15 protein-coding genes are annotated in these 17,363 nt (G+C 74.5%); 9 read left to right on the forward strand and 6 right to left on the reverse strand.

Annotated features, from left to right (window positions below; genetic code table 11):
- Positions 1-13: 13 nt before the first annotated feature.
- Positions 14-421, reverse strand: coding sequence for a PTS fructose transporter subunit IIA (locus ABZZ17_RS00805; protein WP_356870504.1), 408 nt, complete (start codon positions 419-421; stop codon positions 14-16).
- Positions 418-1,026 (reverse strand): dihydroxyacetone kinase subunit DhaL, encoded by a 609-nt coding sequence (dhaL, locus tag ABZZ17_RS00810; protein WP_356870506.1) that lies wholly within the window; start codon positions 1,024-1,026, stop codon positions 418-420. The genes ABZZ17_RS00805 and dhaL overlap by 4 nt, the downstream gene beginning before the upstream one ends.
- A gap of 471 nt (positions 1,027-1,497) precedes the next feature.
- On the opposite strand from dhaL, the gene ABZZ17_RS00815 reads away from it, so the two are divergent.
- Together ABZZ17_RS00815 and ABZZ17_RS00820 are read left to right on the forward strand one after the other, a co-directional pair.
- Positions 1,498-2,193 carry a DUF4142 domain-containing protein gene (locus ABZZ17_RS00815; RefSeq protein ID WP_356870508.1) on the forward strand — a complete coding sequence of 232 codons (696 nt, stop codon included), beginning with the start codon at positions 1,498-1,500 and terminating at the stop codon, positions 2,191-2,193.
- A 9-nt stretch (positions 2,194-2,202) separates the two neighbouring features.
- A complete protein-coding gene (locus ABZZ17_RS00820; protein WP_356870510.1) occupies positions 2,203-3,576 on the forward strand; it encodes a DUF1996 domain-containing protein in 1,374 nt (457 codons plus the stop codon).
- Between the two features lie 609 nt (positions 3,577-4,185).
- Here the strand turns inward: ABZZ17_RS00820 and ABZZ17_RS00825 are convergent.
- On the reverse strand, positions 4,186-5,436 hold the full coding sequence (locus ABZZ17_RS00825) for a helix-turn-helix domain-containing protein (protein ID WP_356870512.1): 1,251 nt from the start codon (positions 5,434-5,436) through the stop codon (positions 4,186-4,188).
- A 580-nt stretch (positions 5,437-6,016) separates the two neighbouring features.
- Here ABZZ17_RS00825 and ABZZ17_RS00830 point away from each other — a divergent pair.
- The 4 genes from ABZZ17_RS00830 (at position 6,017) to ABZZ17_RS00845 (ending at position 10,725) form a co-directional block, all read left to right on the forward strand.
- Complete coding sequence (locus ABZZ17_RS00830) at positions 6,017-7,390, forward strand: hypothetical protein (protein WP_356870514.1); 1,374 nt, start codon at positions 6,017-6,019, stop codon at positions 7,388-7,390.
- The gene (locus tag ABZZ17_RS00835; RefSeq protein WP_356870516.1) at positions 7,387-8,835 is read left to right on the forward strand and encodes an NADH-ubiquinone oxidoreductase-F iron-sulfur binding region domain-containing protein; all 1,449 of its coding nucleotides are present in this window, start codon (positions 7,387-7,389) and stop codon (positions 8,833-8,835) included. Before ABZZ17_RS00830 ends, ABZZ17_RS00835 begins: the two co-directional genes overlap by 4 nt.
- 144 nt (positions 8,836-8,979) lie before the next feature.
- A complete protein-coding gene (locus ABZZ17_RS00840; RefSeq protein ID WP_356870518.1) occupies positions 8,980-10,065 on the forward strand; it encodes an SCO0930 family lipoprotein in 1,086 nt (361 codons plus the stop codon).
- Between the two features lie 60 nt (positions 10,066-10,125).
- The gene (locus tag ABZZ17_RS00845) at positions 10,126-10,725 is read left to right on the forward strand and encodes a hypothetical protein (RefSeq protein WP_356870520.1); all 600 of its coding nucleotides are present in this window, start codon (positions 10,126-10,128) and stop codon (positions 10,723-10,725) included.
- Positions 10,726-10,860: 135 nt separating this feature from the next.
- Here the strand turns inward: ABZZ17_RS00845 and ABZZ17_RS00850 are convergent, their stop codons facing one another.
- The gene (locus ABZZ17_RS00850; RefSeq protein WP_356870522.1) at positions 10,861-11,151 is read right to left on the reverse strand and encodes a YkvA family protein; all 291 of its coding nucleotides are present in this window, start codon (positions 11,149-11,151) and stop codon (positions 10,861-10,863) included.
- Between the two features lie 17 nt (positions 11,152-11,168).
- Entirely contained in the window at positions 11,169-11,633 is a 465-nt protein-coding gene (locus ABZZ17_RS00855) for a MarR family transcriptional regulator (protein WP_356870524.1), read from the reverse strand.
- Between the two features lie 111 nt (positions 11,634-11,744).
- On the opposite strand from ABZZ17_RS00855, the gene ABZZ17_RS00860 reads away from it, so the two are divergent.
- Positions 11,745-12,314: a DoxX family protein gene (locus ABZZ17_RS00860; protein ID WP_356870526.1), complete on the forward strand. Its 570-nt coding sequence runs from the start codon at positions 11,745-11,747 to the stop codon at positions 12,312-12,314.
- Positions 12,315-12,360: 46 nt separating this feature from the next.
- Positions 12,361-14,163, forward strand: a complete 1,803-nt coding sequence (locus ABZZ17_RS00865; protein WP_356870528.1) for a glycoside hydrolase family 15 protein — start codon at positions 12,361-12,363, stop codon at positions 14,161-14,163.
- A gap of 8 nt (positions 14,164-14,171) precedes the next feature.
- Here ABZZ17_RS00865 and ABZZ17_RS00870 read toward each other — a convergent pair whose 3' ends face one another.
- Positions 14,172-16,343, reverse strand: a complete 2,172-nt coding sequence (locus ABZZ17_RS00870; protein ID WP_356870530.1) for a SpoIIE family protein phosphatase — start codon at positions 16,341-16,343, stop codon at positions 14,172-14,174.
- A 279-nt stretch (positions 16,344-16,622) separates the two neighbouring features.
- Between ABZZ17_RS00870 and ABZZ17_RS00875 the strand changes: the two genes are divergently transcribed.
- On the forward strand, positions 16,623-17,351 hold the full coding sequence (locus ABZZ17_RS00875; RefSeq protein ID WP_356870532.1) for a class I SAM-dependent methyltransferase: 729 nt from the start codon (positions 16,623-16,625) through the stop codon (positions 17,349-17,351).
- Positions 17,352-17,363: the final 12 nt, after the last annotated feature.

Here is a 17,363-nt window from a genome sequence, read left to right on the forward strand (position 1 = left end):
GGCCCGTGCCGGGTCAGGCCTTGCGGTACGCGTACGCCTCCCCGGCGACGGCCACGACCGCCTCCAGGTCCGCCCCGGCCGACGCGGCGACCACCGCCGCCACCGCCCCTTCCACGAACGGCGCGTCCACCAGCCGGGACCCGGGCGGCAGTTCCCCGTCCTCCAGCAGCGCCTTCACCGTCAGCACCGAACTGCCCAGATCGGCCAGCAGCGCGACCCCGGCACCCCGGTCCGCCGCTGCGGCGGCCGCCAGGATGAGGTCCGCGCTCGTGCCCAGCCCACCGTCGGGCGTACCGCCCGCCGGGGCCACCGGAGCCACCGTGCCGCCGCCCGCCAGCCCCCGTGCGAGCTCCGCCACCGACTCCGCGACCTGTGCGCTGTGCGAGACCAGCACGATCCCGACCAGCGGCCCGGCGCTCACGCGGCGGCCTCCGCGGTGTCGGCCAGCGCGCCCAGCAGCAAGGCGGACGAGGTGGCCCCCGGATCCTGGTGCCCGATGCTGCGTTCGCCGAGGTAGCTGGCCCGGCCCTTGCGGGCCAGCATCGGCACCGTCGCCCGCGCGCCGTTCTCCGCGGCGTCCGCGGCGGCGCGGTACGAGGTGCCGAGCGCTGCCACCCCGGGTACCAGCGCGTCCAGCATCGTCTTGTCGCCCGGCGCCGCACCGCCCAGCTGCGCCACCGCGCCCACGCCCGCGTACAGGGCCTTGCGCAGCTCGTCGTCGGAGACCTCGGCGCCCTCGCCGAGCTCCTTGCCGGTGCGCCGCAGCAGCGTCCCGTACAGCGGTCCGGAGGCGCCGCCGACCGTGGAGATCAGGGTTCGGCCCGCCAGCTGCAGCAGCGCGCCCGGCGGGGCCGCCGGATCGGCGCCGGCCAGGGCGGCCCGTACCGCCGCGAAGCCGCGCAGCAGATTGCTCCCGTGGTCGGCGTCCCCGATGGGGGAGTCGAGCTCCGTCAGCCGGTCCGCCTCACGTTCCACCGCCGCGGTGGCGGCGTCCATCCAGCGCCGGAAGAAGTCTGCGTCACGCACCGGGTCTCCTCGCCTCGCACCTGCCTGGGCCGTCCCCACGCACCCTACGACCGACGGTACCCCCAGCGGCCCCGGCGCAGCGCCGTCACCGTACGGGCGCGTCCCGGCCGCGACGGCCCGGCTCCGGTCGCGCCCGGGGCGGGTGAGCGCGCGCGCCCGGCTCGAGTCCGACGGCCGGGAGGGGCGCTCCGGCCCGGCCGCGCGGGCGGGCGCACGCGCGGTGCGGGCGCGGCTCGGACCGCGGGCAGGGCCGAGGAGGCCCCCGCCGGCGGACCGGTCACGGCCGGGGCACGGTACCAGCCTTTCGGGGGCTTGCCCGGATGTCTATCCGATCGTGACTGCCTTGAGGCCCCGTCACCACGACCGGCGCTAGCGTCCCTTGGCACCCGGGAGTGCGGACACGTCCGGCCGGCCCGTCGTGGCCGCCGGTACGGCCCGCAGCTCTCCTGGCCCCCAGAGCAAGGAGGTACTGTGCCGTCACTGCGTCGGTCGTCCGTCGGCAGCATGTCGCTCGCTTCGAGGCACGTGATCGGGACGGGCATCGTCATCGGCGCCCTCGCCTTCACCCTGATCGCGTTGCTGATTCCCGTGCAGAAGTTCGGCGGTACGTCCGCGGTCGCCGCGACGGCCGCCGGAGATGACGACGGCGCCGGAACCCTGAGCACGGCCTTCGGGCCGCTGACCCCCGCGGACCGGGACTTCGTCCGCAAGGTCCGCCTCGCCGGACTGTGGGAGCTGCCCGCGGGCAACCAGGCCCTGCAACGCCCCACCCGCCCCACGGTGAAGACCGCCGGCCAGCACCTCGTCGAGGGCCACACCGAGCTGGACCGCCGGGTGCTGGAAGTGGGCCGGGCCCTCGGAGTCGACCTGCCGGACCAGCCCAGCGCCCAGCAGCAGGGCTGGCTCGACCAACTGGAGCAGGCCCAGGGCGCCCAGTACGAGCGGCTGTTCGCCCAGCTGCTGCGCCGGGCCCACGGCAAGGTCTTCGCCCTCGTGGCGCAGGTGCGGGCGCAGACCCGCAACTCCATGGTCCGCGCCCTGGCCAACGATGCCAACGCCACCGTCCTGGACCACATCACGGTCCTGGAGGACACCGGGCTGGTCGACTTCGACGGCCTCGCGGACGCACCACCGGCGTCCTCCACCGTTTCCCGACCGACGAAGTGAAGTGATCGCATGAGTAAAAAGGGCCACAAACGCCGCCTCCGGCCGTCCCACAAGGCCCTCGCCGTGGTGACCGCCCTCATCATGGGCGGCGGCGGGGTAGGTCTCCTCGCCCAGCGCGCGTCCGCAGGACAGGACGACCGGGCGCGGACGACCGCCACCATCGACTGCCCCGACGTCGGGGACAAGCTCCGCGACGTCCCCGAGCAGGCGCGCAAGGAGGTCGACGAGAACCTCGCCCAGCTCGACACCCAGGTCGCCGACGCCTACGGCAAGCTCTCCTCGGGCCGCGCCCAGGGCAACGCCCTGCTCGGCGACCTGAAGAACCAGCGCGGCAAGACCATCGGCCGGCTCTCCGACGCGATCGGCCGGAACGGCGCCCGCCCCCAGGGGCTGGAGCCGCTCAGCGCCTGCTCGATGCAGGAGGCCCCGGCCGCCGACGCCGCGGACGTCAAGAACGCCCAGGCCGCGGGGGCCGCACCGGCGGCGGGCAAGGGCGGCGGTGGAGGCCCGGCACGCAGCGACTTCGTCGCCATCGGCTCGGTGAAGCCCAACGTGCGCAAGCCCGCGGCCCGTGGCGGCGCGTCCACGGGATCCTTCTCCGTCCAGTGCGGACGCAACGAGAACGGCCACTTCAACCCGGACAACGTCATCGTCGCGCCGGGCGTCAGCAACGGCGCGCACCACATGCACGACTACGTCGGCAACAAGACCACCGACGCCTTCTCCACCAACAACAGCCTCGCCGCCTCCGGGACCACCTGCACCAACGGCGACCAGTCCACCTACTACTGGCCGGTGCTGCGGCTGCGCGACGGGAAGAAGGAACGGGACGCGGCCGCGCCCGGCGGCGGGCAGGACGGGAACGTCGGCACGATCCTCCAGCCGAAGCAGGTGACGATCGACTTCAAGGGCAGCCCCGTCGGCAAGGTCACGGCGATGCCGCGCTTCCTGCGGATCATCACCGGCGACGCCAAGGCGTTCACCAACGGCACCGCCAACGCCAACGCGTCCTGGAGCTGCACCGGGTTCGAGAACCGGCAGCTGAAGGACAAGTACCCGGTCTGTCCCAAGGGCAGCGACGTCGTGCGCACCTTCAACTTCCAGAACTGCTGGGACGGACGCAACACCGACAGCGCCAACCACCGCACGCACGTGGCGTTCGCGGACAAGAACGGCGCCTGCCCGCGCGGCTTCAAGGCCATCCCGCAGCTCGTCCAGCGGATCACCTACGGGGTGGCGCCCGGCGGGAAGATCGCCGTGGACAGCTTCCCCGAACAGCTCCACAAGCCGGTGACCGACCACGGCGACTTCATCAACGTCATGTCGGACGGCCTGATGGCCGGAGCGGTGCGCTGCATCAACGGCGGGCGCACCTGCCGCTGAGACCTCGGGGTGCACGCCACCCTCCCCCGCGTCACCTCGAGAGCGGTGCCGGCCCGAAGCCGACTTCGGGCCGGCACCGCGCGTTTGCGCTGCCGCGCGGGGGTGGGGGAGGGGGCATCCGGTACCCCCCGCCGCTACACGGGGCGCTACCCCGGGCCGCGGGCCCGGGCCCCCGGCACTGGGCCCCGGCCTCCGGGACTGGGCCTCGGCCTCCGGGCCTTGTGGCCCTGGTACTCGGCCCCGGGCTCGGCCCCTGGCCCTCGGGCTCGACCCCTGGCCCCGGGCTCTGGCCCTCGGCCCCGGGCCCTCGGCCCCGGGGCTTGTGCTCCCGGTAGTGGGCTTGGGGTGGGTCCGGGGCCTGGGCCGGGTTTTGTGGTGCCGGGCGGCGCCGGAGGGGGGCGGGTCGCGGTGGGGCCGGGTGTGGCGGCCGGGGTCTTCGGGGGCGGCCGCCGGGCGGACGGGGGCGCTGCCCGGGCGGGTTCCGGGCCCCGCCGGTCCGGGACGGGACGTGGCGGCGCCCGGGTCCTCTCGGGGGAGAGGGCCCGGGCGCCGGGAAGTCTGTGGGGGGAGGGTGAGGGGACGTGAGGGGGAGCGGTGGCGGGGGGTGGGTTACAGGCCGTTGACGCGGGCCATGCGGCCCACGCCGACGGCTCCGAAGTCGGTGGCCACGGCGCGGGCCCGGCGGCCGACGCGGGAGTGCTGGCGCCGGACCTGGGCCATGAGGCGGCGGCTGCGCAGGGCGAGTTCCAGTTCGAAGCGGGTACGGGGGTCGCGCAGCCCGGGGCCGAACAGCTTCTCCAGCTGACGCATGCGGTAGCGGACCGTCTGGGGGTGCACGCTCAGCGCCTTGGCGGCCTCGGGGGCGCCGCCGCCCTCCAGCCAGGCGAGGAGGGTCACTTCGAGGCGCTCGCTCTGGCGGGGGGTCAGGTTGGCGAGGGGCCGCAGCCAGCGGGCGGCCAGCGCGTGGGCCAGTGGCTCGTCCTGGAGCAGCAGCAGGGTCGACAGGTGGTCGTCCACGAAGACCGCCCGCGCCTCCATGCCGGCACGGGCGGGGGTGAGGGTGAGGAGCCGCAGCGCCCAGCGCAGCGAGGACGCGGTGTCCCGTGCCGCGACGGGATGGCCGACGGCGGCGTACCGGCCGCGCAGCACGGCCTCCAGCGGGGTGCGCGCCTCGGGGTCGGGGCTGGGGACGAGCAGGCAGGGCTGGGCGCCCGCCAGCCCGGCGAGGCCGTCGTCCAGGGCGGCGGCCAGCTGCTGGGTTTCCCCGATGGTGGTCATGGCGATGGCCCGGACCGCGGTGGGGAGGGGCCAGTTGGCCGCCGCGGCGAGTTCGGCCAAAGCCGGGTCAGACATGGACATGTCACCCGTAAGAGCGGTGAAGAGCTCTCGCCGGGCACGTTCGGGAGCCGGGCCGGGCCCGCTCGTGGGGACGACGGTCAGGGAGGCCGGCCGGACGCGCCGGTGCGGCGCTCCCGACTCCTCCGCGGCGGCGCCCTGTTCGGTGTCGCGGTCCGGGCCGCGGTCCACACCCTCTTCGGCGCCGGAGCGGTCGTGGACGGGTGGGTCGCAGTCGGAGGCCGCGGCGTGTTGCGGCTCGGGGTCGCGGCATCCCTCCCCTTCCTTCTGTCGTTCCTTCTGCGGCGCCGTGGACTCGCGGTACCCGAGGGTGGTGAGCAGGCCCGCCTCGACCTGCTGTCTGACCACGTCCTCACCGACTTCCTCGACCAGTTCGGCGAATCCCGGGATTCCGTCCCGGAGCTCCTCCACTATCCCAGCGGCCAGCGCGGGCAGTTCCCTTCGCAGGACGCGGGTCCATTCGCCGCGGGGGCGGGACCAGATGCGGTTCAGAAGTTCGCACATTTGTTACCTCGTTCATGCCGGGGTACGGCCTGTCCCGTGGAGGGGTGACCAGCCTCGTAGAAGCTGCCTCCCTCACCCGCCGGCGCCAGTGCCGACGGGGGAGTCCAGCACCTCTACTCCCTCCACGAGCGTGCCATCCACTTGCAGTCCCGCAGCTTTGCCTCGATTTTGCCGACGGGGAGGTGTGGCAGCCGACAAGACGTGAGCCCGGTCGGCCACCGCACCGTTGGAAGGGAATCTTCCGGGGGTGTTCGAGCTGATGATGCCGTGGCCGCCAGAAGTTGTCACGATTAGATAAATACTGTGGAGGGATTGCGAACCTCCACGATGCTTCTGCACTCCGGCCCCCGCTCCCGGCCGGCGAGGCATCCATCTCCCGCCCGCCGCGGAGCAGTTCCGACGACTACCCCCGGGCGCCGAGTGCGAGGTGGAGTGCTCGGGCCCGGGCGTATGGGAGAACCCGATGCCCCTGTCCCAGACCCGTATGCCACGCTCTCACCGGGCCCGACGCACCAGACGGCATGCCGGTGCGGCCCCCGCGGAGGCCGGTGGCCGAAGGGCCTTCCGGCGCCCGCCCCTGTTGTCCGCCGGCGGAGGACCGCATCCCGCGGCCCTCTGCGCCGCGGCCCTCGCCGCCCTGCTCGCCCTGGCCGTCGCGGCCAGGGCGGGCGCGCTGACGCGCCTGTTCGACTTCCTCGACTACGGCGCCGGCGTCCTCTCCCTCGTGTCGCTCACCTCCGCCGTCCTGTGGGGCCTCGCGGCCACGGACCGTACGTTGCTGACCTCCGGTCACCGGATCCTCGCCCAGGGGGCCCACCGCGGCCTCGCCGTCTCGGGGCTCGGCTTCCTCGCCCTGCACGTCTGGGTCAAGATCGCCGAGGCGCAGACCGAAGCCACCGCCGCGTTCGTGCCGTTCACGGACCGGGAACAGCCCGTGCTCATCGGACTGGGCACCCTCGCCGGATACCTCTTCGTCTCCGTCGCGGTCTCCGGCGCCGTCCGCAGCGCCTTCGCCACCAAGGGCCGGTCCATGTGGTGGCGGGCCCTGCACATGGGCGCGTACCCGGCCTGGGGCGCCTCGCTGGTGCACGGACTGAAGGCCGGACGCCCGGCCAGCATGTGGGTCACCGTGGCCTACGGGCTGTGCCTGGCCGGCGTGGCGGGCGTGCTCTTCCTGCGGATGCGGGCCCGGCTGCGCGCGGCCCCGGCCCGCCCGGCCGTCGCGCAGCCCTCCGCTCCCCAGGCCCCCGGGCAGGCGCCGCCGCGTAACCCGAAGCCCTTCGTACGCCAGCCCGCCGAACAGTCCGGGGAACGGCTCACGGCCCGCCTCGCGCGGCAGCTGGACCGCCGCTCCGCCGCCCCCGCCGCCGAACCGGAGGCGGTGCAGGCCGCGTTCGCCGAGGCCGCCACGAGCCAGATGCCCTTCGCGCAGCCCGCGTACGCCGAGGCCCCCGCCGGACAGTCCGCCTTCCCGCAGGTCCCGCTCGCCCAACCGGCTTTCGCCCAAGCGGCGTTCGCGCAGCCCGCCTTCGTCCAGAACGCGTTCGGCCAGTCCGCACTCGCGCAGCCCGACTTCGGCCAGTCCGGGCTCGGACAGCCGGACTTCGGCCAGTCCGCCTTCGGCCAGCAGGGATTCGCGCCCTCCGGGTTCGCGCAGCCGCCCGCCGCCCCGCCCGGCGTACCTCCCTCGTTCGCCGGACAGCCCGTCGGCCGGGAGCAGTTCGCCGTGCCCCCGGTCGTCCCGCTGCCCGGCATCCTCTCCCAGGGCGCGGACCCGCTCGCCGACACCCTGCTCATACCGACGGGGGCCGTCGGCCCCGTGGTGGCGGCCCGGGCCGCCCCGCCCTCCGGGCCCGAAGGGGCCCCCTACGCCATGATGTTCGTACCCGGCGGCGCCACCACCGCCGACGGCCGCCCCGGCGCCCCGTTCGACGGCGGGCGGGGGCGCGCATGAGCGGCGTCACGCGGCCGGCCCTCGGCTGCGTCGGACAGCCCCGCCTGCTGGCCGGACTCGACACCGCCACCCGCCTCGACCGCGAGGCCCACCTGAGCGTCCACGGCCCGCTGCCCCCGTACAGCCCCGACCAGCTCATCGAACTGGCCGAACGCATCGACCTGCGGGGCCGCGGCGGAGCGGGCTTCCCCTTCGCCCGCAAAGTCCGGGCCGTCACCCGGACCGCCGCCGGCCGCGAAGGCCGTACCGCGGTCGTCGTCAACGGCAGCGAGGGAGAGCCCAGTTGTCTGAAGGACACCGCCCTGCTGCTGCACGTACCGCACCTGGTGCTCGACGGGGCCCTGCTGGCGGCGGCCGCCCTCGGCGCGGAGGACGTGGTCGTCGGCGTCACCCGGGAGGATGTCGAACAGTCGGTGCGCGCCGCCGTCGCCGAACGCGGCCCGGTCGGCAGCCGGGTCCGCGTCGCCCGCCTCCCCGAACGCTTCGTGACGGGCGAGGGGACCTCCCTCATCAACGGCATCGAAGGCGGCCCCGCCCTCCCGTCCGGGCGGAAGGTGCGCACCAGTGACCGGGGCCTCGGCGGCCTGCCCACCCTGCTCTCCAACACGGAGACCTACGCCCAGCTCGCCGTCGCCGCCCGCCTCGGCGCCGACGCCTACTGCGAAGTCGGCCTCCCCGCCGAACCGGGCACCCTCATGCTCACCGTCGGCGGCGCCACCGCCGTCGAGGTGCCGACCGGGACGTCCCTCGCCTACGTACTGGAACTGTGCGGGTCGGATCCCGGTCAGGGAGTCCTCGTGGGCGGCTACCACGGGCGGTGGCTGCCGCCGGCGGCGGCCCGTTCGGCGGCGCTGTCCCGCCAGTCCCTGGCCGCGTACGACGCCGTACTGGGGGCCGGAGCGGTCCTCCCGCTGCCCGAGGACACCTGTCCTGCGGGCGAGGTGGCCCGGGTGACCCGCTGGATGGCGGACGAATCCGCGGGTCAGTGCGGGCCCTGCGTGCGAGGTCTGCCCTCCCTCGCCGACGCGGTGGAGAACCTCGTGGGCGGCGGCGGGAGGGGCGCCCTGGAAGCGGTGGAGGCCCGCATGCGCGCCGTACGCGGCCGCGGCGCGTGCAGTCACCCCGACGGCACCTCCTCCTTCGTCGCCTCCGCGCTCGCCACGTTCCCCGACGAACTGCGCGACCACGCCCTCGGCAGCGGCTGCGGCCGGCGCGTCCTGGGCGCCCTGCCCCTGCCCGCGGACGAGAACCCCGAACGCCTCGTCGTGGACTGGACGCTGTGCAAGGGGCACGGCCTGTGCGTGGACCTGCTGCCCGAGGTCGTGCGCCTGGACGCCGACGGGTACCCGGCGCAGGCCGTCATGCCCGTCCCCGGGCGGCTGCGGCCCAAGGCGCTGCGCGCCGTACGCCGCTGCCCGGCCCTCGCCCTGCGCATCCAGGAATGAGCCCGCTGTGAACGGCCCCGGGAAACCGAGTTCAGGCGTTAGCGCGATCTGACAAATTCCTGGCCATTCGAATTCGACGGACCCCGCAGGCCTTATGAATGACCGAGGACGCAAGAGCGCCGGGCAGAAACCGAAGGAGTGATCGTGAACAGCAAGCGTCGTGCGATATCTGTCGGATCGGTGGCCGCGGTACTGATGTTCGCGGCTGGCTGCGGAGGCGGTACGAACGCCGCCGGAAATGTGAATTCCGTACAGCCGGTCGGAGACGGAAAGGCCATCGGGAGCGACTCGGGATACGGGTCGGGCGGATACGGATCGGATGCCGCGGCCGGCTCGGGTTCCGGTTCCGCCCCCGGGGGCTCCGCCGCGGAGAAGGCGGGCGCCGCCGGGAAGCTGGCGGTCCGGGACATCGCCGAGGTCGGCAGCGTGGTCACCGACAGCGCCGGCGCCACCCTCTACCGCTTCGACAAGGACACGCCCGACCCCGCCAAGTCCAACTGCGACGGAGGCTGCGCCACGACCTGGCCGCCGGTCCCGGCGGACGACGCCACGGCCTCCGCGGGCATCGAGGCCGGCCTCCTCGGCGAGGTGGTCCGCACCGACGGCAGCCGCCAGCTGACCCTCGCGGGCTGGCCCGTCTACCGCTACGCCAAGGACACCAAGCCGGGCGAGGCGAAGGGCGAAGGGGTCGGCGGTACCTGGCACGCGCTCGCGCCGGACGGGAAGAAGGCCGTCGACGCCAAGGGCGGGGCGAAGGGCGGCGGAGCGAAGGAGGAAGGCGCCAAGGAGGACGCGGCGAAGGAAGAAGCCGCGAAGCCGGGGGCGGACGAGTACGGCGGCGGCGCGGCGGACGAGGCGAAAGCCGGAGCCGCCGGGCTCGCCGTGGAAGCCAATGAAAAGCTCGGAAAGATTCTCGTGGACGGAAAGGGAAACACGCTCTACCGGTTCGACAAGGACAGTGCCTGGCCGATGAAGATCGGCTGCGTCGGAGCCTGCCTCGACACCTGGAAGCCCGCCCCGGTGGTGGACAAGACGAAGGTGAAGGGAATTCCCCAGGAATGGATCGGATCGGTGAAACGCCCGGACGGCAGCATGCAATTGACGATCGACTGTTGGCCCGTCTACACGTTCACCGGTGACACCGCGCCCGGGCAGACGAACGGACACGGCAAGCAGAACCTCTGGTTCGCGGTCAACGACGCCGGCAAGAAGGTCGCGGCGCCCCAGTAGCCCCCGCCGGGGGTGTCCACCGACCTCCATCAGCCCGCGCCGGAACCCAGTGAGGCAGACGTGTCCGACTCGCCCCGCATCACCGCCCGCCACCTCCTGCCGTGTGCCGTCGTCCTGCTCGCCTCCCTGCTGTGCGGCGGATGCGCCGGACAGCACGAGAAGGCGCCCGACGACGCCGGGAGCGCCCGCCAGGGCGCTGCCGGCGACCTGGGGCCGGTGTCCACCGCCCGCCCCGCGACCCTCCAGGAGATCGCCGCGGTCCTCGGCTGCACGCCCGAGATCACCGTCGACGCGGAGGAACTCAAGGAGGCGGCCTGCGGGCAGGGGCGGGACGCCTACCGGATGACCACCTTCAGCGCCGACCAGGGCCAGCGCGCCTGGCTCACGGAGTCCTCGATGTACGGGGGCACCTACCTCGTCGGCAACCGCTGGGTCGTCACCGCCGCCAGCGCGGAGGCCCTGGCGCCCCTGCGCGAACGCCTCGGCGGAACGGTCGCGAACGGTGCCTCGCACGCCGCCGCCGGGCAGCCGGAGGACCACCCGGGGGGCCTCCCGGGTGGTCCCTCCGCGACCCCCGGGGACGCGGGCCACGCGGCCGGCGGCCATGCCGGCGGCGGCCACGGCCCCGGCTCCATGCCCGCGAGCCCGCCCGCGCCCTGAGCGCCACCGCCCGCGGGCGCACCCGTACCTCCCACCGGGGCCCACCTACCAGGCCCCGGTGGGAGTCTTCGCATCCCGGATCCGGTACCCCCGGCGGCGTCCCCGTACGGCACGGGCCGTACGGCCCCGGTGCCGTCAGACGGTCCGGTCGGCGGGCTTCCCGGCGGAGACGGCCGCCGCGTGCAGGGAGCGCAGGGCGAGCAGCAGGACGCCCACGTCGTCGAGGTACACCGGGTCGGGGATCAGGTCCACCGGCGAGACGGTGTAGACGACGGCGACCCAGAACAGCGCCTTGTCGCGCAGCGGGATCCCGGCGTCGAGCAGCAGCTTGCGGGCCTTGAACACCCGTACCAGCAGCACGGCGGCCGCGACCGCCAGCGCGACCGCGAGGATCGCCGCGATGACCAGCCAGACTTTTCCGTCCATGGGACCCTTGTACCCCGTCAGGCGCCCTGTTCCCGCAACCGGCGGCTGACTTCCCCCAGACCGGCCGAGAGCGCGTCGAGCTGCTCGGGGGTGAGGACGTCGACGAGGATCTCCCGGACGGTGGTCACGTGCCCGGGCGCCGCCTCCTCCAGCCTGGCCTGACCGGCGTCGGTGAGGACGGCGAAGACCCCGCGCACGTCGGAGGGGCAGCTGCGGCGCCGGACCAGTCCGGCCTTCTCCATCTGGGTGACCTGGTAGGTCAGCCCGCTCTTGGAGTTGATCAGCCCGTTGGCGAGTTCCGTCATCCGCAGCTCGCGGCCGGGCGCCGCGGCGAGGCGGACGAGGATCTCGTACTGCGGGTGGGACAGTCCGGAGTCGTCCTTGAGCTGCTGGTCGAGCCGCCGGTTCACCAGGGCGGACGCGGCCAGGAAGCCGTTCCAGGCCCGCATCTCGCGGTCGTCCAGCCATCTCGTCTCAGCCATGGGCCCAGCCTACACAGGTTGTTCCAATTTGAATCAGTGGCTAGGGTCGGGGCTGCCGGTTCGAATTTGAACTACTCCTGCCGAGCCGGCCCGACCGGAAGGAATCCCCCCATGACCAGCGCCTCCGCCACCTCGACGAAGGCCCCGGCCCCGGCCGTTCACCAGGCCGCCGCCCTCCCCGCGGCCACCACCGCGCCCTACGACGCCGGACTCCTGCTCCTGCGCCTCGTCCTCGGCCTGACCATCGCCGCCCACGGCACCCAGAAGCTCTTCGGCTGGTTCGGCGGCGGCGGCATCAGCGGCACCGGCCAGTTCTTCACCGCCAGCGGCTACCCGGCGGGCGACGCCATGGCCGTCGTCGCCGGCCTCACCGAAACCCTCGGCGGCCTCGGCCTCGCGGCCGGCCTGCTCACCCCGCTCGCCGGAGCGGCCGTCACCGGCACGATGATCAACGCCATCGCCGTCCACGGCACCGGCTCCTTCTTCGCCCCCAAGGGCATGGAGTACGAGCTGCTCCTGGCCGTGGCCGCCGCCGCACTCACCCTCACCGGCCCCGGCCGTCTCGCCGTCGACCGCGCGCTGCCCGTCACCGCCCTGCGTGCCCACACGCTCAAGACCGGCGCGGCCGCCCTCGCCCTCGGCGTGGTCCTCGCGGCCGTGACGCTCCTCGTCCGGAACTGACCGGACGGGCCGATTGACACCGGGGGTTTGGGGGAACAGCGGATGAATGAACCACCCCACACAGGCGATCGAAGACTACGCACTCATCGGCGACCTCATGACCAGCGCACTGGTCGGCCGCGACGGGTCCATCGACTGGCTGTGCCTGCCGCGCTTCGACTCGGCCGCCTGCTTCGCCGCCCTCCTCGGTGACGAGGAGAACGGCCACTGGCGCATCGCCCCGGCCGGCGCCGCCGACGGGGAACGGTGCACGCGCCGTGCCTACGCCCAGGACTCCCTCGTCCTGGAGTCCTTCTGGGAAACCCCGGACGGCACGGTCAAGGTCGTCGACTTCATGCCGCAGCGCGACACCGCGCCCGACGTCGTGCGCATCGTCGAGGGAGTGTCCGGCCGGGTCACCGTCCACAGCACCCTGCGCCTGCGCTTCGACTACGGCCACGTCGTCCCCTGGGTCCGGCGCAGCCAGGGCGACCGGGTCGCCGTCGCCGGACCCGACTCGGCCTGGTTCCGCAGCGAGCCCCCCGTGCGGACCTGGGGCGAGGCGAACAGCACCTGCTCGGAGTTCACCGTCGGCGAGGGGGACAAGGTCGCCTTCGTGCTGACCTGGCACCCCTCGCACGAGCCGCGCCCCGAGCCCGTGGACCCGTACGCGGCACTGGAACAGAGCCTCGCCGACTGGCGGGCGTGGACCGGCCAGTGCCGCTACGAGGGCCCCTACCGCGAAGCCGTCACCCGCTCCCTGATCACCCTCAAGGGCCTGACGTACGCGCCGACCGGCGGCATCGTCGCCGCCGCGACCACCTCGCTCCCGGAGGAACTCGGCGGAGTCCGCAACTGGGACTACCGCTACTGCTGGCTGCGCGACTCCACCCTCACCCTCGGCGCCCTCCTGGCCACCGGATTCCTCGACGAGGCCCGGGCCTGGCGGGCCTGGCTGCTGCGCGCGGCCGCCGGCGACCCGGCCGACCTCCAGATCATGTACGGGATCGCCGGCGAGCGCCGCATCCCCGAGACCGACCTGCCCTGGCTGCGCGGGTACGCCTCCTCGGCGCCCGTGCGCGTCGGGAACGCCGCCGTGGACCAGCTCCAGCTCGACGTGTACGGAGAGGTCATCGACTCCCTGTACCTCGGCCGGTCCTCCGGACTCCCGGCGGAGCGGCACGCCTGGCAGATCCAGCTCGCCCTCCTCGACTTCCTGGAGAAGAACTGGAACCGGCCCGACGAGGGGCTCTGGGAAGTGCGCGGCCCCCGCCGCCACTTCGTGCACTCCAAGGTGATGGCGTGGGTCGCCGCCGACCGGGCCGTGCGCACCATCGAACGCGACCCCGGGATCCCCGGCGACCTGGAACGCTGGCGGGCCATAAGGGACGAGGTCCACGCCGACGTCTGCGAGCACGGATACGACGCCGAACGGGGCACCTTCACCCAGTACTACGGCTCGCGCGAGCTCGACGCGGCGACCCTGCTCATCCCCCGGGTGGGCTTCCTGCCGCCCGACGACCCGCGCGTGATCGGCACCGTCGACGCCGTCCGGGCGGAGCTGGGCAGGAACGGCCTGGTCCGCCGCTACAGCACGGAGGGACCCTCCGTCGACGGGCTGCCCGGGGACGAAGGGGCCTTCCTGGCCTGCTCGTTCTGGCTGGTGGACGCCCTGCACATGACGGGCCGCGGCAAGGAGGCCCGGGAACTGTTCGAGCGGCTCCTGGCCGTGCGCAACGACGTGGGCCTGCTGGCCGAGGAGTACGACCCCGCCGCCGGCCGTCAGCTCGGCAACTTCCCCCAGGCGTTCAGCCACATCGGCCTGGTGAACACCGCCCTGACCCTGGCCGGAGAGGAGCTCGGGGCCTGATCCCCGCCCTACCCCGGCCGGTCCGTGCGGGACGCCAGCAGCAGGGCGATGTCGTCGGGGCGGTCGGCGGTGTTGCCGGCCTCCGCGACCAGCCGGTCCGCCATCTCGGTCAGCGGGGACGGCCGGGCGGCGGCCAGGGCGGCCCGCAGCCGCTCCACGCCCGTGTCGATGTCGGTGCCCGGCTTCTCCACCAGCCCGTCCGTGTACAGGGCGAGCACCGCGCCCGGTTCCAGGCGCAGCTCCGTGACCGGGTAGTCCCCGCCCGCGTCGATGCCGAGGACGACCCCGCCCGGCAGGTCCAGTACCTCCGTACGCCCGTCGGGGTGGCGCAGCAGCGGCTGGGGGTGGCCGGCGCGGACGGCGAGGGCGCGGCCGGAGTCCGGGTCGAGCAGGACGTAGCAGCAGCTGGCGAACTGTCCGGGGTCCAGATCGATCAGCAGCTGGTTGGTGCCCCGCATCACTTCCTCCGGCGCGTTGCCGCTGAGCGCGAAGGCCCTTACGGCGCTGCGCAGTTGTCCCATGGTGGCGGCGGCGGACACCCCGTGGCCCTGGACGTCGCCGATGACCAGGGCCAGTAGTCCGGCGCTGGTGGCGATGACGTCGTACCAGTCCCCGCCGATGTCCATGCCGTCGGTTCCGGGCAGGTACCGGCCCACGGTGGCCACGTTCGCGAGGACCGGCAGCCGGTGCGGCAGCAGGGCCGCCTGGAGTCCGCGGGCCAGGGCCGCCTCGTTGTCGTAGCGCCGCGCCCGCTCCAGGGCCTGGGCGATCAGGCCGGCCAGCGCGGTGAGGACCGTACGCTCCTCCGGGCTGAAGCCGCGCGGCTCGTCGAAGCCGAGGATGCAGGAGCCCACCGGCCGGCCGGAGGCGATCAGCGGGAGGAAGGCCCGGGCGCCGACGTGCGCGTCCAGCGGGATGCCCGGATAGGCCGCGGCCAGGCGCTCCATCGACTCGAAGAACAGCGGCCGCCCCGAGGTCAGGGTCTCCACGCCGGGCAGCCGCACGTCGAGGGAGACCCCGTCGAAGCGGTTGAGGAACCCCTGGGGGAAACCGGTCTCCCAGGCGAGGTACAGGTGCCGCTCGTCGAGGAGGTAGATGGCCAGCTGGCGGCCGCCGAAAGCGGGCAGCAGCTCGTCGGTGACCACGGCCGACACCTGGCGGGCGGTGACCGCCTCGGTCAGGGCGATGGCGAGGGCCACCGGCCGGTACAGCGCGGAGGCCCGGTCGGCCGGCGATCCCAGCCCGGCGCCGGGCCGCTCGACCGAACCCGGCGCGTACGTGGGCTTCTCCGTGGATCCGACCGTCACCGTCATCCCGTCCGGCCCCGGGAACAGGCCGACCGACAGCCACTCCCCGTCGGGGCCGCGGGCGCGCCGGGCGGCGAAGTGGACCCGTTCGCCGGACAGGAACGCCCCCCTGAAGTGGTCCTCGTAGGCGGGGTGCCCCAGCCAGGGCAGCACCTCCCACAGGACCTGCCCCCGCAGCAGGGGCTCGCCGAGGCCCAGCAGACCCTCGGCGGCGGTGTTGGCGAAGGCGATCCTGCCCCGCCGGTCCACGGACAGCACCGCCCGCGGGAGCCGGTCCACGGCCTGCCGGGCGCCACCGGACGGGGCGGAGGAGGGCGGGCACAGCGGGTCTCCGTTCCAGGTCACCGGCGCACCGGCGGCCCCCAGCGCGACGAGTTCGCGCGCCAGCCGGTCGGCGGCCTCGCGCAGCCGTTCCCGGTCCGCGGGCCCGACCGGCACCCCGGGCGTCGCGGAGCGCATGACCAGCAGCACGCCGAACCGCTCGGAACCGGCGGTGACCGGCTCGTACAGGGAGGCGAAGGTGAACGGCAGTCCGGCCATGAGCTGGGGGAAGCGGCGCATGCCCTCCTCCCCGTCGTGCAGGTGCACGGACTGGCCCGAGCGGTAGGCCTCGGCGACCGGGTAGGGCCGGTTGGCCTGCATCCGCCACCAGGGGCGGAACAGCTGCCCGGGCAGCCCGGCGAGGACGGCCAACCGCAGCAGCCCCTCGTCGTCCGAGCGCAGGTACACCCCGCCCGCGAACCCGCCCAGGGCCTCCACGGCGCCGGCGGTGGCACGCACGAGCACCTCGGCCGTGGCGTCGGAGGCTGGGCCGCCGCTGTCCGGTCTCGCCGTCACACAGTCAGCATGCGCCCTCGCCGCCGGGACCTGCATCCCGGCGGACCCCGCCTCCGCGGCCGCATCGGCCCTACGCCCACCCGCACCGCCGGCCCCGGGCCGCCCCCCCGCGCCCGGTCCGCGAGGCGCCCGCGGGGGAGGGGACCGGCGCCCCGGGCGCGCTCCCTGCCGCGCCCGCACGGACCGCCCGGGCGGTCCGGCCCCGTCGCGCGGGGCCCCGTACGCCGCAGCGACTGACCCGAACGCCTCCCCCGTCCGAGGGACGCACCGCCGACCCGGCCGTCACCCGCGCCCCCGCCGGGGAGGCATGCCGGCATGCACCAGCCGTACGACACGTCCCCGCACCCGGCGCCCGGCGCGGCCTTCTCGGCGGCCGACGCCTTCACGCTCCGCACCGCCCTCGACGCCCTCGGCGGGGTCCGCGACCTCGACACCCTCGACGTCGCCTGCGGGCACGGCGGCTCCGCCGGACTGCTGGCGAGCGGCGGCGCCCGGCGGACCGTGGGCGTCGACAACTGCCCGGACCGCGTCCGCCTCGCCCGCGAACGGCAGGGCGCGGGCGGGGCGGGCGGCGTGGAGTACGTCGTGGCCGACGCCGCCTCCATGCCGAAGCTCGGCCCCTTCGACCTGGCCACCGCCGTCTACCTGTTCAGCCACGCCCCCGACCGGGACTCCCTGCACGCCATGTTCCGCGGGATCCGCGCCAACCTGCGGCCCGGCGGGCGGCTGCTCACGCTCGTCCGCAACCCCGGCGCCTTCCCGCGGGTGGACTGGTCCCCCTACGGGATGCGCATCCTCGACCGGGTCCCGGACGGGGACGCGCCGCCGCTGCTCAAGGCCCAGTTCCTCACCGAACCCCCGCTGCACTTCGAATACCGCGAATGGGCGCACGCCGACTTCGCCGAAGCCGCGGTCGACGCCGGCTTCAGCACCGTCGGCTGGCAGCCCAGCCGGACCCCGCCCGCCGACGCCGCCCGCGACGAGGCCTACTGGACGGCCTACCGCGCCTGGCCGGTCAGCTCCCTGATGACCTGCACGGCCTGATGCCCCCGGACC

This window comes from Streptomyces sp. NPDC006512 (assembly GCF_040611935.1).
Lineage (GTDB): Bacteria > Actinomycetota > Actinomycetes > Streptomycetales > Streptomycetaceae > Streptomyces.